The following is a 25,119-nucleotide window of genomic DNA, read 5'->3' on the forward strand; positions in this document are numbered from 1 at the left end:
TTATGAAAAATTTTGTATTGATTACAAATGAATTTAAAGATAATGATTTAGTATTGTCTAAAAAAATAATAGACTATATAAAAAAAAAGGGTGGAAAAGCAATTGGCTTAATTAGTGGAGTTGAAGCAAAAAATTCTAAGCAATTTAAAGTTGAAGATATACCAAATGATACAGATTGTATTTTGGTTTTAGGTGGAGATGGAACACTTATTAGGGCTGCGACTAAATTATCAAGTTTGGAAATACCTTTAATTGGAATCAATTTAGGTACTTTAGGGTACTTGTGCGAGTTAGAAGAAAGTACAGTATTTAGTGCAATAGATTTGTTATTTGAAGGTAATTACTATATTGAAGATCGTATGGCGTTAGTTTGTGATAATAAAAATGTTCCTAATAATTTGATTGCGTTAAATGATGTTGTAGTACATCAAATGGGAGGTTTATCAATACTATCATTTGAGGTGTATGTAAATGGTGAATTTTTAAGTACATATAATGCTGATGGTATAATAATTGCAACACCTACTGGTTCGACAGGGTATAGTATGTCGGCAGGAGGGCCAATTGTTGATCCAAAGGCTAATATGATAGTTTTAACACCTATAAACGCGCATAACTTGAATTCAAAAAGTATTGTCATTGGTGATGATTCAAAAGTAGAAATAAAATTGTGCAAGAGATGTGTTCAAAAAGATGATAGAGCACAAGTTAGTTTTGATGGAGATTTCGTGAAAGAATTACATTCAGGTGAATCTTTTACTGTCACAAAAGCAATGTCAAAAATTAAGATATGCAAATTGAATCGTAAAAGCTTTTTGGAAATTTTAAGAAAGAAGATGGCTACATTCAATTAACTCCAATAATAAAAATTCAGAGAGGAAATTAGCGTAAAGGCTAGTATATAATATGAAGACTAAGAGGCAAACAAAAATTCTTGAACTTATCAAAAAAAATGATATATGTACACAAGAAGAATTATCAGATTTTTTGATAAGAGAGGGTTATAAAGTAACACAAGCTACTGTTTCGAGAGATATTCGTGAATTGAAGCTTACAAAGATTCAAACTGCTTCGGGAAGACAAAAATATGTTGCATTTAGCGAAAAGAATGAAGGAATGCTAGAAAAATATCATAGAGTTTTTAGAGATGGTTTTATTTCTATGGACTTAGCGCAAAATATTTTAGTTATAAAAACTGTTTCAGGTATGGCAAATGCGGTTTGTGCTTCAATAGATGCAATGGATTTCAGTGAAATTGTTGGTTCAATCGCAGGTGATGATACAATTATGTGTGCTGTTAGAACAACAGAAGATGCTGAAGTGTTGATAAAAAAATTAAGAAAATTAGTAGATTAATGAGAAGAGTATTGGGAGAGTGAATGAAACAATATGTTACAGAATTTGCATGTAAAAAATCTTGCCTTAATTGATGAGGCGGATGTTGAATTTGGAGAGGGATTAAATATCCTATCGGGTGAGACTGGTGCAGGAAAATCTATTATAATAGGCTCGATAAATATTGCATTAGGGGAAAAGGCACCAAAGGATATTTTACGTAAAAATGCGGAATTTGCATTAATTGAACTTACATTTGAAATAAAAAACAAAGATACAATCAAACATTTAAAATCATTAGGTGTAGAGATAGGCGATGATAATCTTGTTGTTATAAGCAAGAAAATAAAGCTTAATAGAACGGTAAGTAGAATCAATGGAGAAACTGTTTCTGCTAGTAAAATTCAAGAAATATCGTCATTTCTTATAGATATTCATGGTCAACATGAACACCAATCACTTTTAAATAAAAAGAAACATCTTCAAATTTTAGATGAATTTGCCAAACGTAGAATTACTGGTATTAAGGAAGAATTATCGGAAGCATTTTTAAGTTATAGAAAACTTATTGTTGAGAGACAAAATGCTAATATGAACAGTGAAGAAAGAAATCGAGAATTATCTTTTTTAGAATTTGAAGTAAATGAAATAGAAGAAGCAAATTTGAAAGAAAATGAAGACGAAGAATTAGAAGAAAAATATCGTTTTTTCTCAAATGGAAAGAAAATAATAGAAAAATTAAATAGTGTAAGAGAAATAACCAATGGTGAAATTGATGGTGTTGCAGAGCTTTTAGATAAAGCAATGTATGATATTCAATTTGTTGTTAATTATGATGAAAAAATTCAAAATTTAACAAATGAATTATCAGAGATTGAAAGTTTAGTAAATGATTTTAATTATGAGTTATCTAATTATATCTCAGAGCTTGATTTCGATGAGCATGAATTCTATGAATTAGATTCTAGGTTGAATTTAATTAATACTTTAAAAGCTAAATATGGTCGTACAATTTCTGATATATTAGAGTCTTATGAAGAAAAAAAGAAGCGTATTCAGGTTTTACAAGAATATGATGAATACATAAATCAGCTTGAAAAAAATATAAATAAAGAAAAAGAAAAATTAGATAAATTATGTATGGAATTATCATCTATTCGAAAAGAAGCATCAGTTGAATTAGTTGATAAAATCAAAGCAGCATTATTAGATCTTAATTTCTTAGATGTTAAATTTGAAATGAATTTTGGTAGGACAAAAGATTATACAAGTGACGGTTTTGATGATGTAGAATTTTTGATTTCTACTAATCCAGGTGAGCCAGTTCGACCTCTACAAGATGTTGCTTCTGGTGGTGAATTATCGAGAATAATGCTTGCAATTAAAACTATAATGGCACAGGACGATGATATAGAAACTCTAATATTTGATGAAATTGATACGGGTATTAGTGGTAGAACTGCTCAAATGGTTTCCGAAAAAATGGATTTATTAAGTCAATTGCATCAAATTATTTGTATTACACATTTACCTCAGATAGCGGCAATGGCCAATCATCATTATTTGATTGAAAAATCAATTGAAACTGATTCAGAGAAAAATGAAATGACTGTTTCTAGAATTCATTCTTTAAATTACGACCAAAGTGTTAAGGAATTAGCTAGAATGATTGGTGGAGTGGAGATAACAGAAAAGGTTATTGAAAGTGCGCGTGAAATGAAAGGTTTAGCTAAAGATAAAAAAAAGAGTCGTTAAGTTGTTTAAATAAAAATATTTAGACAATATCGATAAAAACGTACAAAATTTTAAAAATTAAATTTAAAAATAATTATTGCTTGAAATAAAATGCTGATAATATTATAATTAGAATAGTTGTTTTTTGTGAAAAAAGATGGGTAAATTCACAAAAAGTGTAACTATTCTAATTTTTTTTTGAATTTAATTATATAGGAGTATAAGTAAGGAGTAGGAGTTATGGTTAATATTGTTTATGCAACATCAGAAGCTGTACCATTTATTAAAACAGGAGGTTTAGCAGATGTTGTAGGTTCGATGCCAAGGTACTTATCTAAAAAAAAGTACAAGGCATTTGTTTTTTTGCCAAAGTATCAATGCATGGATGAAAAATATAAAAAAAATTTAAAGTTTGTTTGTAGCTTTTATATGGATTTAGCATGGAGAAAACAGTATGTAGGTGTATTAGAGAGTACATATGAAGGTATAAAATATTATTTTATAGATAACGAGTATTATTTTTCGGGTGATAAACCATATAATATGATACATGAAGATGTAGAAAAGTTTTCTTTTTTTTCAAAAGCTATATTAGAAGCACTTTTTTATTTGAACTTAAAGCCAGATATAATTCATTGTAATGATTGGCAAACTGGTTTAATCCCTGTTTTTTTAAAGGAATTATATAAAGAAAATAAATTTTATCAAAATATAAAAACTATATTTACAATTCATAATTTAAATTTTCAGGGAAGATGGAATATTCAGGCAATACAGGACGCAACAGGCTTGCCAGAATATGTTTTTACAGACAAGGGTATAGAAGCATATGGCGAAGCTAATTATTTAAAGGGTGGCTTAGTATATTCTGATTATGTAACAACAGTTAGTCCATCATATGCAAGAGATATTTGTACGCCTGAGGGTGGAGTTGGTTTAGATGGAGTATTAAGAAGCAAAGGAAATCATGTATTAGGAATTATTAATGGAATTGATTATAAAATATACAATCCTGAACGTGATAAAAGAATAGCAGCTAATTTTGATAAGAAGGATTTAACCGGAAAGAAAAAAAATAAAAAAGAATTACAAAAAATGTTAAATCTTCCTGAAAAAAAGGAAACATTTGTTGTCGCCATGGTTTCTAGAATGACTGATCAAAAAGGTTTTGATTTAGTTAATTACGTTTTGGAATCACTTGTGAACGATTTGGACATTCAATTTGTTTTCTTAGGAACAGGAGAAAACTATTATGAAAATAGTTTAAAATATTTTCATAATAAGTATCCTAATAAAGTTAGTGCATATATTGGATACAACGAACAAATTGCACATAAGTTTTATTCTGGCGCAGATGCTTTTTTAATGCCATCGTTGTTTGAACCATGTGGATTAAGTCAGTTAATGGCAATGAGATACGGAACAGTTCCTATTGTGCGTGAAACTGGAGGCTTAATAGATACAGTTGAACCATATAATGAATACGAAAATACAGGAACAGGTTTTACATTTGCAAATTATAATGGAGAAGAACTTGCAGATGCAATACGCTATGCATATGATGTTTATAATAATCATAAAAAAATGTGGTCAAATATTGTAAAACGTGATATGGAATCTGATTTTTCGTGGAAGGCTTCTGCAAGAATGTACGAAAAATTATATGAGAGCTTAGTTTAAATTCTATACTATGGATAATATTATAAAAAGAACAATAGCCAATGATGGATATTTGTCCATAATTGGCTATTGATATTGGTAAAATTGTATTTATAATTATATATATTTATATTTTTATAGCTATAATAATTTTAAATATCCATACTTATAGGATATTTTTAATTACTTATTTAAAATAGATATTAAATAAATAATTTAGATAGATATGATTTTAGAAAGAATATATATTTTAAAGATTTTGAAAATAACTTTAATAAATAATTTTAGTAACTTATAATAGCTAAGAACTATAAGAAATATAAGTTACTACAGATAATCTAACATAGAATTTACATAAAGATTAGATTTGTAGAAAATATAATAAATGCTAGACAAAGCAAGATTTTATTTTTTTAGATTTTATTGTAAGATTTTTTTATAAGAATGTAATATATTCATTGCTGTATGAAACAGTTTAGAAGAGAATATATTTGAAAATTTCTACATGACATATGTAAATATAAGAAAAATATATATTCTAGATAGAATTTACTAGAAATGAAGAGTGATTTTTTTATAAAGATCGAAAAATTTATAAGACTAGGTGCATCTTAAATATTATGTCGAATGAAATATTAGTAAAAATCAAACATTATGTCGAATGAAATATTAGTAAAAATCAAACATTATGTCGAATGAAATATTAGTAAAAATCCAATATTATTCCGAATGAAATACTAATAAAAATTAAATTTTATTCAAAATATAGTAATCGTGAATACTCTCTGGAATAATAATACGCGTTATCAGATAGTACTTGTTCATCTTTTAAAACAGTTGAGTTTGCATCTAGAATCATTTTGTTGATTGTTTGTTTATCAAATGTTCCATCATCTGGTAAAATAATTAATAATGATAGGTAAGATCTGAATACATAAAAGAATAAATGTATTTTTATGTATTTTCCATCTTTTCCCCCATTCCACACCGAACGTGAGACTTTCACCTCATACGGCGTTCCATCAAATAATATTAAACTGTAATGATAAATAACAGTATAATTAATTTGACTTAGGGCTGTCCCTCAGCAAGGTATTATTGTTGCGTCATAGGTATATTGCCCTTACTCTCACTGATATAAACTATGTTGCCATAGACCGTTTCAACGAAAATGCACATTTCTACACGTTATCAGCTTTCCACGTTCCTATTTCTTTATCTGTACATATATCCTTAGATGCTCTCTTTAGACCTGTAAGATTGACTGTAAATAATACAATATTATTTATTTACAGTATGGAGTTTCTTAATGAAGATATTTACTAATCCACACTTACATGAAATAAATTCATTAATGCATTTCTACATTTGTATTTTTAGATCTTTTCATTCGAGAGTTCGTCAGTTAAAATAACATTCTCATCATAGATATTTTATAGACTTCCGGCCTATCATCCACTCGACTACCTCTAGTTCGCATTTCCTCACCTATATGTGTTAGGATGGCTCTCAGCCGCCTTTACCGAGCTTATAACATGTTGTTGTAGTGCATTTGGAACATGCTATTCGGAGTATTAAAGGAAGCACTTTATAATATTTAAAAAACATATAAAATATTACGCATTTTACTTCTCAAGAAATAAGTTATTGAAAAAATATAAAATTTTAACCCTCGTCTTTTGTGTATTTATTTGACGAAACGTGTCGCACCTTCATGAATACTAGATGGAATAATGATTAAATTTGATTGTTTTTCATTGGCATAATTTTTTAAAAGATTACGGTATAAAATGCATGATGCACCATTTATACTATATTTATTAGTTAAAACGCTAAAATCAGTGTTGAAGTTCTCTGGAAGTTTATTATTGCTATAATCAATATCATTTAGAGAAGTATTAGCAGATAGTGTTTTTATTGTATCTAATAAATTAGAAAATTTATGTGAAAATAGTTTAGGTGTATTAATAAGTGCTATTTTATATAAATCGTCTGTTGTAACTTCCCAATATCTTGTATGAGAATTATGAATTAGAATTGATGCAAATTCAGAACTATTTGTTTCTACAAAATAGCCGAATACAACAGCTAAATCAAGAAATTTCATATGAGGAATATCTTCTAATAATTCTTTATTTTTTTCATAATTAATTAGTTTAAAGAAGATATGATTTTTTGCATCATCAAAATCAAGAAATTGATTTGTATCAAAATCTTTGTAAGATGGATTATTATAATATATATTAGAAATTTCAGTTACAATTTGTTTTATAGGAAGTCCTTCGAGATATTTGTGATATAAAGGATTTAGATAGATAGTTGGACTTACATTTGTATCTTTTGAAGAAATAATGATACCGTCTAGTTTTTTACCGTTGTTTTTTGTAAATGTTTTAATTTCGACGGTCGCCGTGCTGTTAAAAACTTGCTTGAGTTCTAAAAGAACCCCATTTTTAAAATTATTATATGTCATTTTTTTCCTTTCTGAATTTAACTTTTAAAATTGTGTACTTTAAGTACAATTACTTAGAATCTAAAGTGTAATTACATCTAGTTAATAGAAATTCATGAATAACAGAACTGTCTTATAGATAGTAGCATATAAAATTTGATAAAGCAATAAGAAAATATATAATTTGATGATTTTGTAAAAAAATGACAAATTGTAATAATTGAAAACAAATATGAAATAGTAGAATTGTATCTATAGGAAAAGAAAAAAGCAATTATTTATTAAACATTTTATAAAAAACATCTAATAGAATAATTGCTTTTATATTAGAAACATAAAATTGTGTGAAATAAAATATTAATAAGCTTTAAGTTTCATCCATAAATCAGAATAATAATTTGTCGTTTTCTGATCTTGCATAGTAAAAATTTCACAGTTCTTTAATGTTTCTTTTGAAGGGAAGACGGCTTCATTATTCAAAACATCTTTTGGTTGTTTTTTTACTACTGGTAAAATAGGTGAAGCATAGTAAACATAATCAAAATTAGCAGTTGCAACATCTTCTCTACATATAAAATCTAAAAACATCATAGCGTTTTTTTCGTTTTTACATGATTTTGGTATAAACCATGAGTCAACCCATACATTAGAGCCTTCTTTTGGAATAGAGTATGCAAGAGATTCTTTCGAATCCATAGCAGTAGCAGCTTCTCCGGAATAGCACAAAGCTAATTTGGCGTTTCCTGCAATCATTTCATCTGCAGTTTCATCAACCATATAAGCATAAACATGTTTCTTTTGACGCTCCAAAATATATAAAGCTTTTTCTAAATGCTTTTTATTTGTATCATTAATAGAATAATTTAGTTTTTTTAATGCGGCAGCAAAAGTATCTCTGACGGAATTTTCCATAATTATTTCATTATTATATTTTTTGTTCCATAAGCAATCCCAAGATTGTACATCTTTTGAAGATACTTTAGTTTTGTCATATAATATACCTAATGTACCATAAAAATATGGTAGCGCATATTCGTTTTTCCTATCAAAGCTTCTATTTATTTCTAGTATTTTAGGGTCAATGTTATGATAGTTTTTTAGTGTTGTAAAGTCCGTTTTTTTGATCTCGTTTTCTGACATTAATTTTTGAATGATATATTCTGAAGTACAGATAATATCATAATTAATGGAGCCGGATTTGTATTTTGTATACATTTCTTCGGGACTTTCGTATTCTTCATATTTAACATGAATTCCTGTTTCTTTTTCAAATTTTTTTATCATGTTTTCATCTATATATTTACCGTAATTTAAAACAGTTATTGAATTTGAAAATGTAGTTTTTTTTGTTTTTGATTCACTTTTCTGATTACATGATGAAAGAGTTAATGACAAAAACATAGTTAAAATTAGACAAAAACATATTCTTTTTAATTTTTTGTTGCTTGATAATATTTTTTTCATCATCATTATCTCCTATGTTGTTTTTTATTATTTTTAATATTAATAATAAGTAACAAAATAAAAACAGTAAAGAATAATATTGTTGACAAAGCATATAGCTCAGGCTTGATTCCTTTACGTAATTCAGTATACAACATAGTTGAAAGAGTATTTATACCAGGCCCCTTTGTGAAGTATGTTATACTAAAATCATCTAAAGACATTGTTACAGCCATTAAAAAACCGCTAAATACACCTGAACGTATTTCTGGCCATGTTACTTTATAAAATGCGTATAAAGGCGATGCACCTAGATCTAAGGCAGCTTCATATGTATATTTATTTGCTTGCTGTATTTTAGGTAGAACATTTAAAATAACATATGGTATGTTAAAAGTTATATGAGCTATTAATACAGTAACAAAGCTTAAATTCGTAAATTTAACAAATAATAACATCATAGAGATACCAGTAACAATATCTGCGTTAAGTAGAGGTATGTTCGTTGCACCTAAGTAAATAGTTTTACTTCTTTTTTTCATGGAACTAATTCCAATAGCAGCAACAGTACCTAAAATTGTTGAAAATATAGCTGCTAGTAAAGTTACTTGTATTGTTGTCATGAAAGCATTCATAATAGTTTCGCTTTTGAAACATCTAGAATACCATTTTAATGTAAATCCACCCCAAAGTACTTTTGACTTTGAATTGTTAAAAGATAAAGTCATTAGGACAAAAAGAGGCAAATATAGAAATAAAAATATAATTACAAGATAAAGATTGGATAAAAGTTTTTTTATCATAATATTCCAGTACCTCCTTTTTCCTCTTCACCAAATTTAGAAGATAATATCATGCTGATAAAGACAAATACCATCAATACAAATGATAGTCCACTACCAATTCCCCAGCGCATTCCTTGCATGAAGTTGTGCTCAATTACATTACCTATAAGTAAAACTTTTCCACCACCGAGAAGCTCAGAAATGGCGAATGATGTAAGAGTAGGAACAAAAACCATGACAATACCACTGACAATACCAGACATTGTTAATGGAATAATTATTTGGAATAATATTCTTATCTTAGAAGCACCTAAATCTTGAGCAGCTTCGATGTAGTCTTTTTTTACATGAGCCATAGAATTATAAATTGGTAATAACATAAATGGCAAATAATCATAAACCATACCAAAAATAATAGCTCCAGATGTATTTAATATTTGTATTTTTGGTAAATTAATATTATATAAAAAAGTATTAAGAATTCCATTTTTAGATAATAGAATTTTCCAAGCAAGTATTCTTAGCATAAAGTTCATCCACATTGGTAACATAAATAAGAAAACAATAAAACTTTGATTCTTGAAATTTATGTTTTTTAAAATAAGTGCCAATGGATAGGAGAGTAGTAAGCAAATTAAAGTACTCAATATACCAACTTTTAGAGATAATAAAATAGCTTTAAAATTCACTTCTGACGTAATAGCCATAACGTTATCTAAAGTAAATTGGTGATTGCTAAAAAAAGCATAATATACAACTAATAACATTGGAAGAATTATAAAGCCTATCATCCATAAAAGATATGGGCCAGCTAAAAGCTGTTTTTTAAAGTTCTTCATTTATTTCCACCGCCTTTTCGTCTGAATATTCAGCTTTTTTCATGATTTGAATATCAAAAGGATCAATCGAAAGTCCAACGTAGTCACCAACAGTTGCAAATTTTGTTGTATGAACTAACCATTTATAATCATTTGCTAGAATTTCTATTTCGTAGTGAACACCTTTGAAAATTACTGAAGTTATTTTTCCAGTAATAAAGCCTTGTTCAGGCGATGTTATGATTAAATCTTCTGGTCTAATAACTACGTCAACAGGTGTATTGTTTCCAAATCCTTCATCGACACATGGAATCTGTTTGCCTAAAATTGACACAAGTCTGTCTTGTATCATTATTCCGTCGAGGATATTACTACTACCAATAAAATCTGCTACAAATGCATTCTCAGGTTCATTATAAATGTCTTCAGGAGATCCAATTTGCTGAATATATCCCTGATTCATAACAACGATTTGATCTGACATTGTTAGAGCTTCTTCTTGATCATGAGTAACGTAAACGAATGTAATTCCTAATTCATTTTTTAAACGAATTAATTCGTATTGCATACTTTGTCTTAGTTTTAAATCTAATGCTCCTAATGGTTCATCTAAAAGAAGTACTTTAGGTTCATTTACGATAGCTCTTGCGATAGCGATACGTTGTTGTTGTCCACCACTTAATGAATCTACGCTTCTGTTTTCATATCCATCTAGATTAACTAGCTTTAATGCGTATTTGATTTTGTCTTTTATATATTGGTCGCTTTTTTTGCTTATTTTAAGGCCAAAAGCAATATTTTCTGCAATTGTCATATGAGGAAAAAGCGAATATTTTTGAAAAACAGTGTTTAATTTTCGCTGATTAGCAGGTAAATTTGTAATGTCTTTTTCATCGAAAAGAATTTTACCTGTATCAGGTGTTTCAAAGCCGCCTAAAAGGCGAAGCGTAGTTGTTTTACCGCATCCAGAAGGACCAAGTAATGTTACAAATTCGTTTTCTTTAACTGAAAGATTAAATTCATCTAAAACAAGATGATCACCATATGATTTTGAAATATCTAAAAAATTGATTAATTCCTTTTTCATGATAATTATTTACCTCATAATAATATAGTAGTAGTGTTTAGTGACCCTCTCCAAGGTCTATATATATCTAAAAACTAGGTGGCGTTGTAATCCATAGCACAATTGCATTTTTTTTACTTATATTTTCAATATAATGTTTTTTAGAGGAATTGAAGTAAAACGATTCCCCGTTTTTTATTGTGAGAGAACGTCTTCCATATATTAGCTTGATAGTTCCTTTTAAAACGTAGCCGAATTCTTCGCCTGAATGCGGAAGATAAACTTCAGAATGTCCGCCAGGTTCTAAAGTTAGACGTACAGGTTCCATAATATCTTTTTGAGCATTAGGAACTAACCATTCGATTGTTTTTTTATGTTCAGTATCTGTTTTTTTGAAGTAATCGTGTGATTTAAAAACAATTTGTTCAGGCTCATCATCTGCAAAAAATTCAGCAGGTGTTGTACCTAAACATTGTATAATATCAAGAAGAGTGCTAATAGAAGGAGTATTTTGATTTCTTTCAAGCTGAGAAATAAAACCTTTAGTAAGTTCAGCTCTATCAGCAAGTTCTTGTTGAGTGAGTCCATATAAAACTCTTAGTTCTTTCATCCTCTTTCCGATATCCATTGTATTCTCCTCTTTATTTATATAATAAATTATTTGTTTACAATTACTATTATAATATTAATCGTAGATTTTAAGTTTACTATTAATAAACTTGAGCATAATATATTTTAATCTTTTTTTAAATAATGTCAATAGTTTATAAAGAATTTCTTTAGAAAAAATTAAGAAAATATAAAAAAAACCAGTATACTTTTATAACAAAAGAATTTGTATAAAATATACTGGTTTATTATTAAATAATGTAAAAACAAATAAGTAAATGTTTAAATTATAATTTAATGAAAAATTTCTAAAATAACATTAACGCATACCTTTATCGTATGGTATACCTTCAGCCTTAGGGGCTTTAGAATTCTTTGATGTAAACATCAAAACAATTAATGATGCAATAAATGGCATCATGCTATAAATCTCTTTTGTGAGATGGAAATTTGCAAGGAATGTTGAGTCATAAATGTTTGCTAATGATTTAAATACAGCAAAGAATAATGAACCAAGGAAAATATATCCAGGATTCCATTTACCGAAAATCATTACAGCAAGAGCTAAAAAGCCCATACCACCAACACCAACTTCAAAATTCCAATCTTGAACAGATGGTACAATATATGCCATACCACCAATACCTGCAAGTGCACCTGAAATTAATACACCAGCCCATCTCATCTTGTAGACGTTGATACCAACTGAATCTGCAGCTTGTGGATGCTCACCACATGCACGCAAGTGTAATCCAAAACGTGTTTTATATAATACAAAGTGAGACACAATAAGTAGTATAATTCCAAGAATTATAAATACGTTTAATGTGAATGGACCAACATTAAAAATAAATAAACTATTATCAAAATTTAATTTAGGTGACTGAGCATCAGGTGAAATTGTACTGTTATAGTGTTTTACAACAACTAATGCAATAGCAGTTGCTAAAATGTTAAGTGCAGTACCACCAATAGTTTGATCAGCTTTTAAATTAATTGATGCAAATGCTAATAGGGATGAATAAATCATTCCAGAAATCATTGCAACTAGAATTGAAATAGTTACAATTAAAAAGCCAGGTAAATTTTTTGGAAGAGTACAAAGTGTCAAAATTCCAAATAAAGCACCTATAACCATTACACCCTCTAAAGCAATGTTAATTACTCCAGAATGTTCTGAAAAACATCCACCGAGTGCAACATACATTAAAACAATACCACTAAGTAAAGTAAATTTTATTAAAATAAGAAGTCCTGCTGACATTTATTTTTCCTCCTTATTAGCGTTTTGTTGTGTCTTTTTATGTGCTCCAATAAATTTTGTTAGTTTTTCTTGAATAATAGGTGTAAAAGCACATAAATAAACAATTAATCCAGTGATAATTTGAGAAATTTCACTTGGGAAGATTGATTGTGGCATCATTGTTCCTCCAACACTAATATGTGAAATAAATAATCCGGAGAAAATACATCCAATAGGATTCAATAAACCAAGTAAAGCAACTGTAATACCGTCGAAGCCTGCAGCAGGTAGAGCAGTAGAATCTAAAGGATTCCATTGAACAGTACCTGAAAGATAGAATAAACCAGCACCAAATCCAGCTAAAGCACCAGAAATTAACATAGAAAGAATAATGTTTCTTTTATCATTAATTCCAGCATATTTGGCAGCATCTTTATTAAATCCACATGCTTTTAATTCGTATCCAAAAGTTGTCTTATTTAGGACAATTAAAATAACTATTGCAATAATTATTGCAAAAAAGATACCAATAGTTGTAGCTCTATATTTGAAGATTTCAAACATATCCAATCCAAAAATCTTGCTTGGAATCAAAGCATCAGGGTTTACAGTTCCAACCTGATAAGCTTTTGATTGTGATGAATTGAACATTTTACTATTACCATTACCATATATTATAGTATTAACGCCATATAATCCAATCCAGTTTAACATAATACAACTAATTACTTCGTTAATGTTTAGGTAAGCTTTTAATAAACCAGGAAGCATTCCCCAGAAAGCACCAAATGCAGCTGCAGCTAAAAGACAAACATACCATGGACATTTTAAAATAAGTGCAAAATATAAAGCACCAAAAGCACCAAGTGTATATTGTCCAGCTGCTCCGATATTAAAAAGTCCCATCTTAAATGCAAAAGCTACGGATAAACCTGTCATGATGATAGGCATAGCATTAGCAATTTCTTGTCCAAGTTTCATTAAGTTAGATCCTGCACTTATCCAATCTGGATTAAAAGCAGAAGATAAACCTGCTAAAATTAATGGTGTAAATCCAAGGCTTATAGACTCGGCAGGATTAATGATTAATAAAAATATTAAACCAAATAATAATCCAACAAGAATACATACAATAGAGGATGCAATTGCAATTCCTTTTTTCATTATTTTGTTACCTCCTTAGTAATGTTATCTTTTTTTGCACCTGTCATATAAAGACCAAGTGTTTCTGTGGTAACATCTGAACTCTTGAATTCTCCAACTAGTTCGCCTTCGTACATAACAAGAATTCTATCAGATAAATTTAATACTTCATCAAGTTCAAGTGAAACAAGTAGAACTGCTTTTCCAGCATCGCGTTGTTCAATAATTGCCTTGTGGATGTACTCGATTGCACCAACGTCAAGTCCTCGTGTTGGCTGAACTGTGATTAAAAGTTCTGGATTTTTGTCAATTTCGCGGGCAATAATAGCTTTTTGCTGGTTACCACCTGACATAGAACGTACAATAGTATCTGTTCCTTGACCACATCGTACATCGAATTTTTTAATAAGTTTTTCAGCATATTTTTTAACAGCGTCAAATTTGATGAATCCGAATTTAGAAAATTCAGGTTCACGATATCGCTGTAAAACAATATTTTGAGCCAAATCATAATCAAGTACTAAGCCATGCTTATGTCTATCTTCTGGAATATGACTCATACCGTGTTCTGAACGGTAACGAATTGATTCATGAGAAATATCTTTATCACATAAAACAATTTTACCGCTTTTTTGTTTTGTTAAACCTGTAATTGCTTGAATTAATTCGGCTTGTCCGTTGCCTTCAATTCCTGCAATACAAACAATTTCGCCGCGTCTAACATTAAAAGATACGTTTTTAACGGCTTCTTTTTTGGAAGAATTAGATGAAACTGTAAGATTATCTACATCCAAAATTATTTCTCCTGGAGTAGCTTTCTTTTTATCTAGTTTTAAATTAACCTTACGGCCAACCATCATTGTAGATAAACCTTCAGCTGTTGTATCTTTGATATCAACAGTTCCAATATACTTACCTTTTCTTAATACAGAACAACGATCTGCAACTGTCATGATTTCTGCTAATTTATGTGAGATAAATAAAATAGATTTTCCTTCAGCAGCTAATTTTTTCATGATTTGCATTAATTCTGTGATTTCTTGTGGGGTAAGAACAGCTGTTGGCTCATCAAATATAAGTACATCATTATCACGATACAACATCTTTAAAATTTCAACTCTTTGTTGCATTCCAACAGTAATATTTTCTACGATTGCATCGGGGTCAATTTGCAAGCCGTATTTTTTTGATAATTCCATAATTTTTTCGCGAGCTTCTTGTTTATGTAGAATACCAGCAACATTGGGTTCCACACCTAAAATTATATTATCAAGAACGGAATAGCATTCTACAAGTTTAAAATGTTGATGTACCATACCAATTCTTAAATCGTTAGCATCATTTGGGTTGTTGATTTTAACGATTTGTCCATCTTTTTTTATTACACCTTCGTCTGGTTGATAAAGTCCGAACAATATACTCATAAGAGTAGATTTACCAGCACCATTTTCGCCAAGTAAAGCATGGATTTCTCCACGTTTTAATTGAAGTGTAATATTGTCATTAGCCTTAATACCTGGAAAATATTTACTTATTCCAAGCATTTCAATTACATAGTCAGCCAAAATAGTCACTCCTTCTTCTAAATTTTACACAAACACTCTTATTTTATCTTGTATGGTATAAATAAGCAAGAAAAATTTTACTTATTTTTAATAAAATATAAACTTATAAGTAGCGTTAATATATACATTCAATTTGTAATATCGGAAAATTGTAACAAATAAATAAAGTCTAGGCAAATGTCTGTGTAAATTAAACATAAGCCTAGACTTTATCAGTAATTTTTTGAATTTAAGTTATTTGTTTGAAATTATTTGATTAATGAAACAGTTACGTTTTCATCAGATTGTTTTTCAATATCTACATCAGCATTATCATCAACTTTGATAGTACCTTTAGCGATTTTTTCTTTTAGTTCTTTATATTCTTCTTTAGTGAATTTTTCAAATGCCCAAGATTTTTCATCTGTTGGAAGACAGATATAATCACCATCTTTAAGTGAGTAGTGCATGATTTTTCCACTATATTTGTTCCATTTTCCGTCTTTGATATCATTTAAAACTGAAACAGTTGTGTTTTGTAAATCTTTCATAGCAGATGTTAAGAATGGGTTATAACCGTGTTGTTTTTCGCATTTAGTACCTTTTGAATATTGATCTACGTCAACACCGATAAGTTTACCTTTATATTGACCACATGCTTCAAGTGGAGAACCGTAAATACCACCACCGCAAGCGAAGATTATTTGTGTTCCAGCAGAATACCATCCCTGCATTTTAGCAGTGATCTTATCATCAGCAGAGAATTGTCCACCATATGTATATTTAACTTCTGCTTTTGTGTTTGTTTCTTTTGCAGCACCTTTGATACCTTGAACGTATCCGTAACCAAATCTTGCAACTGAAGGTACCTTAATTCCGCCTAAGAAACCTAATTTTGTATAACCTTCTTTTACAGCTGCATATCCAGCTAAGTAACCAGCTTGCTCTTCAGCAAATGTAAAGCATACTACATTGTCTTTGATTTTTTGACCTTTTAAATCAGCTTTTGAAACGTCGATAGCAACGAATTTAACATCTGGGAATGAGTCCTGAAGTTGAATAAGAGCATCACCAAATAAGTATCCTGGTAATACAATTGTTTTATATCCTTGACTACAAGCTTCTGTAATAGAAGAAACACGAGCATCTGTTGAGTCTGCTGTTGGTTTTTTGTAATCACATTTGAATCCATTTTCTTTACAATATTGTTTCACACCTTGCCATGTAGCCTGATTAAACGATTCATCATCGATTGTTCCTACATCAGTAATTAAAGCTACATCGTTTTTAGAAACTTTTTTTGTGTTTTTAGAATCTGATTTTGAACCACAAGCAGCTAAACCTACTGCCATAGTTGCAATTAAAATCATAGAAATAATTTTTTTCATATTTCTTTCCTCCTGTTTGCTAATATGAACTTAAAACGCAAATAAATACTAGCAAAATTAAAAGCGTTAGTCAATGTGTTAAGTGAATTTAACTTATTATGTTTTTTAATAAGAGTTATTAAAAAAACTAATTTTTAATGATGATAAAATTATTATTGATTTTTATTAATATATTTGGTAGAATACAAAAGGTAGGCAGCAGTAAATGTTATTTAATAAAGAAGAAATAGAATTACTGATGTTTTAAAAGTTATATTTTATGTGCCGATATGGCTCAGTAGGTAGAGCGACGCACTCGTAATGCGTAGGCCACCGGTTCGATCCCGGTTATCGGCTTTTCCCGTCAGTATATTCTGGCGGGAATTTTTCGTGTTTAAACATATATTTTAAATAATTATATGAAATACAATTATAAGCAAGATGAAGGAGAAATAATTATGATTTCTACAAAGTATTTTGATCATACTATTTTAAATGCAGATGCGAAAGAAGCAGATGTTAAGAAGATTTGTGATGAGGCAAAAAAATATGATTTCGCATCAGTTTGCGTTAATTCATATTATACAGGATTTGTTGCTAATGAATTAAAAGATACAGATGTTAAAGTTTGTACAGTTGTAGGTTTTCCACTTGGACAATCAACTACTGAAGTTAAAGCTTTCGAGACAAAAAAAGCTATCGAGGCTGGAGCAACAGAAATAGATATGGTTATAAATGTAGGAGCTTTGAAAGATAAAAAATATGATTTCGTTAGAGAAGATATTAAAGCTTTAAAAGATGTATGTGGAAAAGGTATCGTATTAAAAGTTATTATTGAAACATGTCTTTTAACTGACGAAGAAAAAGTTGTAGCATGTAAATTATCAAAAGAAGCAGGTGCTGATTTTGTTAAGACATCAACAGGATTTTCTAAAGCAGGAGCAAAAGCTTGTGATGTTAAAATAATGAGAGAAACTGTTGGAGATGATATGGGCGTTAAAGCTTCTGGTGGAATTCACAGTGAAGAAGAAGCTTTAAGTATGATTGAAGCAGGAGCATCAAGATTAGGTACAAGTGCAACTTTAGCCATTATTGGTGAAAAATAATAGATAGGAAAAAGTATGGATACAATTGTAATTGGAATAGCCGGTGGAACCGGAAGTGGAAAAACAACATTAGCTGATAAATTAGTTGAAAGTTTTGGCAGAGATGAGGTTTGTATTCTTCGTCATGATAATTATTATAAAAGACATGATGATATGCCTTTTGAAGAACGTCAGAAACTTAATTATGATCATCCGGATGCATTCGATAATGAATTGTTGAGACAGCACATTGAAGCTTTAAAAAATGGTATTAGTGTAGAAATGCCAATTTATGATTATAAGGAGCACAATCGTTCTAATAAGGTCGTTGAGATTAAACCAGCCCCTGTAATTGTTTTAGAAGGTATTTTGATTTTTGATGAGCCTTCGATATGTACCTTGATGGATATTAAGGTCTTTGTTGATACAGATGCTGATGTCAGAATTTTACGAAGAATTGTTCGCGATGTTAAGGAGAGAGGAAGAACCCTTGAAAGTGTTATAGAACAATATTTGACAACGGTTAAACCGATGCACGAGCAGTTTGTCGAACCAAGCAAAAGAAGAGCTGATATTATAATTCCAAACGGTGGAGAAAATGCGGTAGCATTAGAAATGCTTATAGAACGAGTAAAAAAACAGTTAAAAAAAGATAATATTTAAAATATTATTGTACTTTTTTATTTATGTGATATAATTCTAGTAATTAAATTTTTTACTAAAGGTGGTATAGATGAGTAGAGAAAATACATTAAAAAAACAAAAAAGCAATTCTTTATTGTTACTTGTGCCAATATCAATTATAGCTTTTTCAGCTGTTGTAATGAGTTTTGTTTCTACAATTGCTTTAAGTTATTTAGTGGCACCAGTTGCTATGGTAATGTTTTTAGAAGTTGTATTAGGCTTTTTATTACATGATGCTGAGTTTTGGCTACATGGAGTAATTGCTACAATACAATTTGTTGCAGCTATTTTGTGTTGGAAAGAATTATTAATTATTTGTTGTTTAGTTACTTATATAACTACAGTATTAGCGTTACATATTTCTAGACAAGGAGCAACAGAATGATAGACGATGGTGGTGTTAGTCAGCGTTGGCTTGATGCTTTATGCCAAAAAATGACAGAATATTATAGTGGTGATCCAAAGAGAATTTTACATTTTATTGAAGTTCATAGTATTGCTAAAAAAATAGGTGTTTGTGAAAAATTAGATGATGATACATTATTTATTTTAGAAGCGGCTGCCTATGTGCATGACATCGGAATTAAACCAGCAGAACAGAAATATGGCAAGGCGAATGGAAAGCTCCAGGAGCAGGAAGGCCCTACTGTTGCACATCAGATGCTATCAGAACTTGGTTTGGAAAATTATATAATTGATAGAATTTGTTTTTTGGTAGGACATCATCATACATACGATAAAATCGATGGCTTAGACTATCAAATATTAGTAGAAGCAGATTTTTTAGTTAATATATATGAAGATAATTTAAGCGATTCAGCTATTAGGAAAGCATTCGATAAGGTTTTTAAAACTGATAGTGGTAAAGAATTATTTAAAATTATGTATGATATCAATTATTAAAAGAATTAATTTTTTATATGATGGGGTTCTAGAGTTGTAATTCTCTAGAACCTTTTAAAATATGTATAAATGGAGACAACATGAATAAAGTAAATTACCAAATAGTAATGGAAAAAATTATAAGTGAGCATCAGCTTAAAAATGAAGTACCTAAGTTGCTTTTACACAGTTGTTGTGCACCATGTAGTTCATATTGTATTGAATTATTATCACAGTATTTTGAAGTGACAGTATTTTATTATAATCCTAATATTTATCCTGAAGAGGAATATTTTTATAGAGCGAAAGAACAAATGCGTTTTATAGAAGAATTTGATACCAAATATGACGTGAAATTTTTAGAAGGTGAGTTTGATACTAAAAAATTTTACGATATATCAAAGGGATTAGAAAATGCTAAAGAAGGACAAGAAAGATGTTTTAAGTGTTATAAGCTTAGACTTGAAGAAACAGCAAAAATTGCAAAAGAGCTTGGGTTTGATTATTTTACAACGACACTTTCAATTAGTCCTTTAAAGAATTCTCAAAAATTAAACCAAATAGGTGCAGAATTAGAGAATAAATATGGTATAAAATATCTTTTTTCTGATTTTAAGAAGAAAAATGGATATAAAAGGTCTACAGAAATCTCTAAAGAGTTCGATATGTATAGACAATACTATTGTGGTTGTGTTTACTCAAAAAGAGATAGAGACAAAGAAATTGAGTTAAAAAACAATCAGAAGATTGAATAAAGTAAGATATTTGAAAATTGTTTTAATAAAATTTTTTACATTATAAATAAGGGTTGTAATATAATTGCTTTGCAATTATAATCAATATATTATTTTTTATGAAAGGATGTTTAGTTATGGCACAATTATGGGGTGGACGATTCACCAAAGAAACAGACCAATTAGTGTATGATTTTAATGCCTCTATTAAGTTTGATAAGAAGTTATATAGAGAAGATATTGTCGGGAGTAAGGCACACGTAAAAATGTTGGCAAAAGTTGGCATTTTAACCGATAAGGAAGCATTAGATATAGAAAACGAATTGGATAATATTTTAGAAAGTATAGAGGATGGAAGTCTTGTAATTGATGAAACGTGTGAAGATATACATAGTTTTGTAGAAGCGTGTTTGATTAAAAAATTGGGAGATACTGGGAAAAAACTACATACAGGTAGAAGTAGAAACGATCAAGTTGCGTTAGATATGAGATTATATATTCGTAAAAAACTTGAAGAAATAGATGTAGAATTAAAAGATTTTCTTGGAGTTATTTTAAGAATAATGAATGAAAATCTTACTACGGTAATGCCTGGATTTACTCATTTACAAAAGGCACAGCCAATAACAGTTGCTCATCATTTTGGGGCATATTTTGAAATGTTTAAAAGAGATAGACAGCGTCTGTTTGATATAAAAGAAAGAATGAATTTTTGTCCGTTAGGGTCTGGAGCTTTAGCCGGAACAACATATAATCTTGATAGAGAATATACTGCTGAGTTACTTGGTTTTTATGGACCAACATTAAATAGTATGGATGGAGTATCAGATAGAGATTATGTAATTGAATTTTTATCGGCTTTGTCAATTATAATGATGCATTTAAGTAGATTTTCAGAAGAAGTGATTATTTGGAATTCGAATGAATATCAATTTGTAGAAATTGATGACGCTTATAGTACAGGTAGCAGTATTATGCCACAAAAGAAAAACCCAGATATTGCAGAATTAGTTAGGGGAAAAACAGGTCGTGTATACGGCACATTGATGAGTCTTTTAACTACAATGAAAGGTATTCCACTTGCATACAATAAAGATATGCAAGAAGACAAAGAATTAGCGTTTGACGCAATAGATACAGTGAAAAATTGCATTATTTTATTTAAAGGTATGATAGATACACTTAAATTTAATAAAGATGTAATGAGAAACAGTGCTAAAAATGGATTTACAAATGCAACAGATGCAGCTGATTATTTAGTAAAACATGGTGTACCTTTTAGAGATGCACATGGAATTGTAGGGAGAATAGTATTGTATTGTATCGAAAAAAACATTGGCATTGAAGATATGAAACTAAGTGAGTTAAAAAGTATTAGTGACGTATTCGAAGATGATATTTATGATGCTATTTCCTTGGATACTTGTGTGAATACAAGGTTAACAATTGGTGCGCCATCTGTTGAAGCAATGAAAAATTCTATAAAAAAAGAAACAGAATATCTAAAAAATAGTTAATATGCCATAAAAAAGACTAAAAATAACTAAAAAAATAATGCTTTTTGACTATTGTAATTTTATAAAATTTTTATTATTATAGTTGTTGTAAAGACAAATGTCCGTCATATAAAGACAGTATCTTTACATAGGGATTATAGTTATGATTAAAGTCAGTGTGGCTGACTGCTCGTGGATAGCATCTAGATTAAGCTTTTAGACGAAGTTTGAATTTAGATGCTCACGAGTTTAGATATTTTAGATATCTGTTTTTAAAAAGATAATAATGAATAATTATGGAAGAGGAGATATTATAAAATGAGTGAAAGATTAAAAGTAGGTATCCTTGGTGGAACAGGTATGGTAGGACAGAGATTTATCTCTTTATTAGAAAATCACCCATGGTTTGAAGTGACAACAATTGCCGCAAGTCCAAGAAGTGCTGGTAGAACATACGAGGAAGCCGTTAGAGGTCGTTGGAAATTAGATAAGCCGATGCCAGAAGGTGTTAAAGATATTGTTGTAATGGATGTTAATCAGGTTGAAGAAGTTGCATCAAAAGTTGATTTTGTTTTTTCGGCAGTTGATATGACAAAAGATGAAATCAAAAGAATTGAGGAAGAATACGCAAAAACAGAGACACCTGTAGTATCAAACAACAGTGCACATAGATGGACTCCAGATGTTCCAATGGTTGTTCCTGAAATTAACCCAGAACATATGGAAGTTATTAAGTATCAAAAAGAGAGATTAGGTACAAAACGAGGATTTGTAGCAGTAAAACCTAACTGTTCGATTCAGAGTTATGCTCCAGTTTTGACAGCATGGAAAGAGTTTGAACCATATGAAGTTGTAGCAACAACATATCAAGCAATTTCGGGGGCAGGAAAAACTTTTAAAGAATGGCCAGAAATGATCGAAAACATTATTCCTTATATTGGTGGAGAAGAAGAAAAATCTGAAAAAGAGCCACTTCGTATTTGGGGACATGTTGATGACGAAAAGAAACAAATTGTTCCTGCAGAATCACCAAAAATCACATGTCAGTGTATTCGTGTTCCCGTTTTAAATGGTCACACTGCTGCAGTATTTGTTAAGTTTAAAAAGAATCCGACAAAAGAAATGTTAATTGAAGCTTTACGTAATTTCAAGGGTGTTCCACAGGAACTTCAATTACCAAGTGCTCCAAAGAACTTTATTCAGTATCTAGAAGAAGATAATCGTCCTCAAGTAAAAATGGATGTAAATTATGAGAATGGTATGGGCGTTTCAGTTGGACGTCTTAGAGAAGATTCTATTTATGATTGGAAATTTATTGGTCTTTCTCATAATACAGTAAGAGGAGCTGCGGGTGGTGCAGTTTTATGTGCTGAATTACTTAAAGCGCAGGGATATATTACAAAAAAATAATATATTGTCAAAATATAATATACAATCAAAAATATATAGCTATTAAAATGTAGTTTATATAGTTAATGAAAATCTCTTTTAGATTAAAGATTATCTAGAAGAGATTTTTTATTGTAAATATTAATAGACAAAACTTTTGAATTTTGTAAAAAATGTATACAAAATATGACTCATATTGATATTGTCTCGCAAATTAAAAAATGATATAATTTTTTTAGATGGTATATTTAATTATTATTTTGCTATGGAGGAGGAAAATAATGGCTGTTAGAGCGAATATAATTAAAGAATTAGAAGAACAATACAGTCAAGAAAGAAATAGAATAGTTGTTTTATATGGAAGTGAGGGATCTTGTAAATTCGATCTAATAAAGGAGTTTGTTAAGAACAAAAAATTCTTTTATTATAGAGCAAGACAAGCTTCTGAATTAGAACAACGAACATTAATGGGGGATGAAATTTCTAAGAAATATAGGGTGAAATTAACCAAAGGAACATATGATGAATACTTTTCAAGAATAAAAAGTGGAGATGCTAGCAAATTAGTAGTTGTAATTGATGAATTTCAATATATAGCAAAGAAGAAAGATTCAAAGTTCTTAGAGAGCGTCATTAAATTAAAGAATAAAAGATTATATCCAGGTCCGGTTATGATTATTTTGTGTTGCTCATCTATTTTGTGGGCTGAACAGGATATGGAAGAAAATTTTGGTGAAGTAAATTACAAAAAAGTAGATAGAATCATAAAAATAGATAATTTGGAGTTCTTAGAAATTGTAAGAAAATTTCCAAAATATTCCGTGAAGGATTGCATTCAATACTACGGCATAATGGGTGGTGTTTATAAATACACGAAGTTATGGAATCAAGAATTGTCAATTAAAGAGAATATATGTAAATTAGTATTAGATAAAAATGGAGAACTATTTAAGGAAGCTGAAAATATTATTTCTTCAGAACTTCGTGAATTATCAGTTTATAATACTATAATATATCATATTGCAAATGGAAAAAATAAATTGAATGATATATATTTAGCAACGGGATATTCTAGACCTAAAATTAGTGTTTATATGAAAAATTTAAGTTATTTTGATATTCTTGAAAAAGTTATTTCCTTTGAAACAGGCGGATGGCAAAATGCAAAAAAAGGTGTGTATCATATAAAAGATACATATACAAATTTTTGGTATAAGTTTGTTTTTCCACATTTGTCAGATTTATATTTTATGAACCCAGAAGAGTTTTATGATACATATATTGAGCCGGATTTAGATACATATCTAGAAAGATATTTTAAAAATGTTTGTATGGAATATTTGAAGTTGTTAGATCAAATTGGAAAATTACCATTTAAAATTCATAAGATAGGAACTTGGGTTGGAAAAACAGGAAATATTGATATAATAGCACAAAGTTCTAACAGAATTAATATTGTTGGAATGTGTAATTGGAATAAGGATTTTATTACAACAGAAATGGTGCAAAATCTTTTTGTATTGATGGACAAAGCAAAGATTTATTCGGAATATGTTTATTGCTTTTCTGCAAAAGGTTTTTCAAAACAGTTAATAGAATTATCAGAAAGAGATGAACGAATTACATTAATTGACATGAATGAATTGTAGTT

General features: G+C 29.4%; 23 protein-coding genes and 1 tRNA gene. 13 read left to right on the forward strand and 11 right to left on the reverse strand.

The features are described 5' to 3' along the window. The first annotated feature begins 2 nt into the window (after window positions 1–2). The 4 genes from BMY79_RS01540 to glgA all read left to right on the forward strand — a co-directional run bounded on the left by BMY79_RS01540 (window position 3) and on the right by glgA (window position 4,749). A complete protein-coding gene (locus BMY79_RS01540) occupies window positions 3–854 on the forward strand; it encodes an NAD(+)/NADH kinase (protein WP_022748528.1) in 852 nt (283 codons plus the stop codon). Window positions 855–906: 52 nt separating this feature from the next. Then, window positions 907–1,356: an arginine repressor gene (gene argR / locus BMY79_RS01545; protein WP_022748527.1), complete on the forward strand. Its 450-nt coding sequence runs from the start codon at window positions 907–909 to the stop codon at window positions 1,354–1,356. A 33-nt stretch (window positions 1,357–1,389) separates the two neighbouring features. Continuing rightward, the gene (gene recN, locus BMY79_RS01550; RefSeq protein WP_027421830.1) at window positions 1,390–3,090 is read left to right on the forward strand and encodes a DNA repair protein RecN; all 1,701 of its coding nucleotides are present in this window, start codon (window positions 1,390–1,392) and stop codon (window positions 3,088–3,090) included. Window positions 3,091–3,309: 219 nt separating this feature from the next. Next, the gene (gene glgA / locus BMY79_RS01555) at window positions 3,310–4,749 is read left to right on the forward strand and encodes a glycogen synthase GlgA (RefSeq protein ID WP_022748524.1); all 1,440 of its coding nucleotides are present in this window, start codon (window positions 3,310–3,312) and stop codon (window positions 4,747–4,749) included. Between the two features lie 733 nt (window positions 4,750–5,482). Here glgA and BMY79_RS01560 read toward each other — a convergent pair. The 11 genes from BMY79_RS01560 to BMY79_RS01610 all read right to left on the reverse strand — a co-directional run bounded on the left by BMY79_RS01560 (window position 5,483) and on the right by BMY79_RS01610 (window position 17,219). Further along, complete coding sequence (locus BMY79_RS01560; protein WP_022748522.1) at window positions 5,483–5,716, reverse strand: DUF5688 family protein; 234 nt, start codon at window positions 5,714–5,716, stop codon at window positions 5,483–5,485. 699 nt (window positions 5,717–6,415) lie between these two features. Then, window positions 6,416–7,201, reverse strand: a complete 786-nt coding sequence (locus BMY79_RS01565) for a DUF5688 family protein (protein ID WP_029067390.1) — start codon at window positions 7,199–7,201, stop codon at window positions 6,416–6,418. 336 nt (window positions 7,202–7,537) lie between these two features. Further along, on the reverse strand, window positions 7,538–8,644 hold the full coding sequence (locus BMY79_RS01570; RefSeq protein WP_027421828.1) for an ABC transporter substrate-binding protein: 1,107 nt from the start codon (window positions 8,642–8,644) through the stop codon (window positions 7,538–7,540). 5 nt (window positions 8,645–8,649) lie between these two features. Beyond that, entirely contained in the window at window positions 8,650–9,426 is a 777-nt protein-coding gene (locus BMY79_RS01575) for an ABC transporter permease (protein ID WP_027421827.1), read from the reverse strand. Further along, window positions 9,423–10,247 (reverse strand): ABC transporter permease, encoded by an 825-nt coding sequence (locus tag BMY79_RS01580; protein WP_027421826.1) that lies wholly within the window; start codon window positions 10,245–10,247, stop codon window positions 9,423–9,425. Before BMY79_RS01580 ends, BMY79_RS01575 begins: the two co-directional genes overlap by 4 nt. Continuing rightward, window positions 10,234–11,313: an ABC transporter ATP-binding protein gene (locus BMY79_RS01585; RefSeq protein ID WP_029067391.1), complete on the reverse strand. Its 1,080-nt coding sequence runs from the start codon at window positions 11,311–11,313 to the stop codon at window positions 10,234–10,236. The genes BMY79_RS01580 and BMY79_RS01585 overlap by 14 nt, the downstream gene beginning before the upstream one ends. 67 nt (window positions 11,314–11,380) lie before the next feature. Beyond that, complete coding sequence (locus BMY79_RS01590; RefSeq protein ID WP_022748517.1) at window positions 11,381–11,920, reverse strand: helix-turn-helix domain-containing protein; 540 nt, start codon at window positions 11,918–11,920, stop codon at window positions 11,381–11,383. A 300-nt stretch (window positions 11,921–12,220) separates the two neighbouring features. After that, window positions 12,221–13,165: an ABC transporter permease gene (locus BMY79_RS01595; RefSeq protein ID WP_022748516.1), complete on the reverse strand. Its 945-nt coding sequence runs from the start codon at window positions 13,163–13,165 to the stop codon at window positions 12,221–12,223. Next, window positions 13,166–14,308 (reverse strand): ABC transporter permease, encoded by a 1,143-nt coding sequence (locus BMY79_RS01600; protein ID WP_022748514.1) that lies wholly within the window; start codon window positions 14,306–14,308, stop codon window positions 13,166–13,168. Further along, window positions 14,308–15,831 (reverse strand): ABC transporter ATP-binding protein, encoded by a 1,524-nt coding sequence (locus BMY79_RS01605; protein WP_177176416.1) that lies wholly within the window; start codon window positions 15,829–15,831, stop codon window positions 14,308–14,310. Before BMY79_RS01605 ends, BMY79_RS01600 begins: the two co-directional genes overlap by 1 nt. Before the next feature lie 269 nt (window positions 15,832–16,100). Next, the gene (locus BMY79_RS01610) at window positions 16,101–17,219 is read right to left on the reverse strand and encodes a BMP family ABC transporter substrate-binding protein (RefSeq protein WP_022748512.1); all 1,119 of its coding nucleotides are present in this window, start codon (window positions 17,217–17,219) and stop codon (window positions 16,101–16,103) included. 263 nt (window positions 17,220–17,482) lie between these two features. Here BMY79_RS01610 and BMY79_RS01615 point away from each other — a divergent pair. From BMY79_RS01615 to BMY79_RS01655, 9 genes are all read left to right on the forward strand, one after another. After that, window positions 17,483–17,555: transfer RNA gene (locus BMY79_RS01615), tRNA-Thr, on the forward strand. Window positions 17,556–17,656: 101 nt separating this feature from the next. Next, window positions 17,657–18,304, forward strand: coding sequence for a deoxyribose-phosphate aldolase (deoC, locus tag BMY79_RS01620; RefSeq protein WP_022748510.1), 648 nt, complete (start codon window positions 17,657–17,659; stop codon window positions 18,302–18,304). 15 nt (window positions 18,305–18,319) lie between these two features. Next, on the forward strand, window positions 18,320–18,946 hold the full coding sequence (gene udk, locus BMY79_RS01625) for a uridine kinase (RefSeq protein WP_022748509.1): 627 nt from the start codon (window positions 18,320–18,322) through the stop codon (window positions 18,944–18,946). A 70-nt stretch (window positions 18,947–19,016) separates the two neighbouring features. Continuing rightward, on the forward strand, window positions 19,017–19,352 hold the full coding sequence (locus tag BMY79_RS01630; RefSeq protein WP_022748508.1) for a hypothetical protein: 336 nt from the start codon (window positions 19,017–19,019) through the stop codon (window positions 19,350–19,352). Next, window positions 19,349–19,870 carry an HD domain-containing protein gene (locus tag BMY79_RS01635; protein ID WP_022748506.1) on the forward strand — a complete coding sequence of 174 codons (522 nt, stop codon included), beginning with the start codon at window positions 19,349–19,351 and terminating at the stop codon, window positions 19,868–19,870. The genes BMY79_RS01630 and BMY79_RS01635 overlap by 4 nt, the downstream gene beginning before the upstream one ends. An 80-nt stretch (window positions 19,871–19,950) precedes the next feature. After that, on the forward strand, window positions 19,951–20,604 hold the full coding sequence (locus BMY79_RS01640) for an epoxyqueuosine reductase QueH (RefSeq protein WP_022748505.1): 654 nt from the start codon (window positions 19,951–19,953) through the stop codon (window positions 20,602–20,604). Window positions 20,605–20,720: 116 nt separating this feature from the next. After that, entirely contained in the window at window positions 20,721–22,100 is a 1,380-nt protein-coding gene (gene argH, locus BMY79_RS01645) for an argininosuccinate lyase (RefSeq protein WP_022748503.1), read from the forward strand. Window positions 22,101–22,397: 297 nt separating this feature from the next. Continuing rightward, window positions 22,398–23,489, forward strand: a complete 1,092-nt coding sequence (gene asd, locus BMY79_RS01650; protein ID WP_074730337.1) for an aspartate-semialdehyde dehydrogenase — start codon at window positions 22,398–22,400, stop codon at window positions 23,487–23,489. Between the two features lie 260 nt (window positions 23,490–23,749). Next, complete coding sequence (locus BMY79_RS01655) at window positions 23,750–25,117, forward strand: ATP-binding protein (RefSeq protein ID WP_022748501.1); 1,368 nt, start codon at window positions 23,750–23,752, stop codon at window positions 25,115–25,117. Window positions 25,118–25,119: the final 2 nt, after the last annotated feature.

It is taken from the genome of Lachnobacterium bovis (assembly GCF_900111325.1).
GTDB classification, from domain to species: domain Bacteria; phylum Bacillota; class Clostridia; order Lachnospirales; family Lachnospiraceae; genus Roseburia; species Roseburia bovis_A.

What these genes read in the sequence shown, in the direction of transcription:
- BMY79_RS01565 (WP_029067390.1), bottom strand. Translation starts at nt 7,201, where the DNA reads ATGACATATAATAATTTTAAAAATGGGGTTCTTTTAGAACTCAAGCAA.
- BMY79_RS01610 (WP_022748512.1), bottom strand. Translation starts at nt 17,219, where the DNA reads ATGAAAAAAATTATTTCTATGATTTTAATTGCAACTATGGCAGTAGGT.
- BMY79_RS01605 (WP_177176416.1), bottom strand. Translation starts at nt 15,831, where the DNA reads ATGCTTGGAATAAGTAAATATTTTCCAGGTATTAAGGCTAATGACAAT.
- argH (WP_022748503.1), top strand. Translation starts at nt 20,721, where the DNA reads ATGGCACAATTATGGGGTGGACGATTCACCAAAGAAACAGACCAATTA.
- BMY79_RS01585 (WP_029067391.1), bottom strand. Translation starts at nt 11,313, where the DNA reads ATGAAAAAGGAATTAATCAATTTTTTAGATATTTCAAAATCATATGGT.
- BMY79_RS01635 (WP_022748506.1), top strand. Translation starts at nt 19,349, where the DNA reads ATGATAGACGATGGTGGTGTTAGTCAGCGTTGGCTTGATGCTTTATGC.
- BMY79_RS01580 (WP_027421826.1), bottom strand. Translation starts at nt 10,247, where the DNA reads ATGAAGAACTTTAAAAAACAGCTTTTAGCTGGCCCATATCTTTTATGG.
- asd (WP_074730337.1), top strand. Translation starts at nt 22,398, where the DNA reads ATGAGTGAAAGATTAAAAGTAGGTATCCTTGGTGGAACAGGTATGGTA.
- BMY79_RS01600 (WP_022748514.1), bottom strand. Translation starts at nt 14,308, where the DNA reads ATGAAAAAAGGAATTGCAATTGCATCCTCTATTGTATGTATTCTTGTT.
- BMY79_RS01570 (WP_027421828.1), bottom strand. Translation starts at nt 8,644, where the DNA reads ATGAAAAAAATATTATCAAGCAACAAAAAATTAAAAAGAATATGTTTT.
- BMY79_RS01655 (WP_022748501.1), top strand. Translation starts at nt 23,750, where the DNA reads ATGGCTGTTAGAGCGAATATAATTAAAGAATTAGAAGAACAATACAGT.
- BMY79_RS01640 (WP_022748505.1), top strand. Translation starts at nt 19,951, where the DNA reads ATGAATAAAGTAAATTACCAAATAGTAATGGAAAAAATTATAAGTGAG.
- BMY79_RS01595 (WP_022748516.1), bottom strand. Translation starts at nt 13,165, where the DNA reads ATGTCAGCAGGACTTCTTATTTTAATAAAATTTACTTTACTTAGTGGT.
- BMY79_RS01630 (WP_022748508.1), top strand. Translation starts at nt 19,017, where the DNA reads ATGAGTAGAGAAAATACATTAAAAAAACAAAAAAGCAATTCTTTATTG.
- BMY79_RS01590 (WP_022748517.1), bottom strand. Translation starts at nt 11,920, where the DNA reads ATGGATATCGGAAAGAGGATGAAAGAACTAAGAGTTTTATATGGACTC.
- argR (WP_022748527.1), top strand. Translation starts at nt 907, where the DNA reads ATGAAGACTAAGAGGCAAACAAAAATTCTTGAACTTATCAAAAAAAAT.
- BMY79_RS01575 (WP_027421827.1), bottom strand. Translation starts at nt 9,426, where the DNA reads ATGATAAAAAAACTTTTATCCAATCTTTATCTTGTAATTATATTTTTA.
- recN (WP_027421830.1), top strand. Translation starts at nt 1,390, where the DNA reads ATGTTACAGAATTTGCATGTAAAAAATCTTGCCTTAATTGATGAGGCG.
- BMY79_RS01540 (WP_022748528.1), top strand. Translation starts at nt 3, where the DNA reads ATGAAAAATTTTGTATTGATTACAAATGAATTTAAAGATAATGATTTA.
- glgA (WP_022748524.1), top strand. Translation starts at nt 3,310, where the DNA reads ATGGTTAATATTGTTTATGCAACATCAGAAGCTGTACCATTTATTAAA.
- deoC (WP_022748510.1), top strand. Translation starts at nt 17,657, where the DNA reads ATGATTTCTACAAAGTATTTTGATCATACTATTTTAAATGCAGATGCG.
- udk (WP_022748509.1), top strand. Translation starts at nt 18,320, where the DNA reads ATGGATACAATTGTAATTGGAATAGCCGGTGGAACCGGAAGTGGAAAA.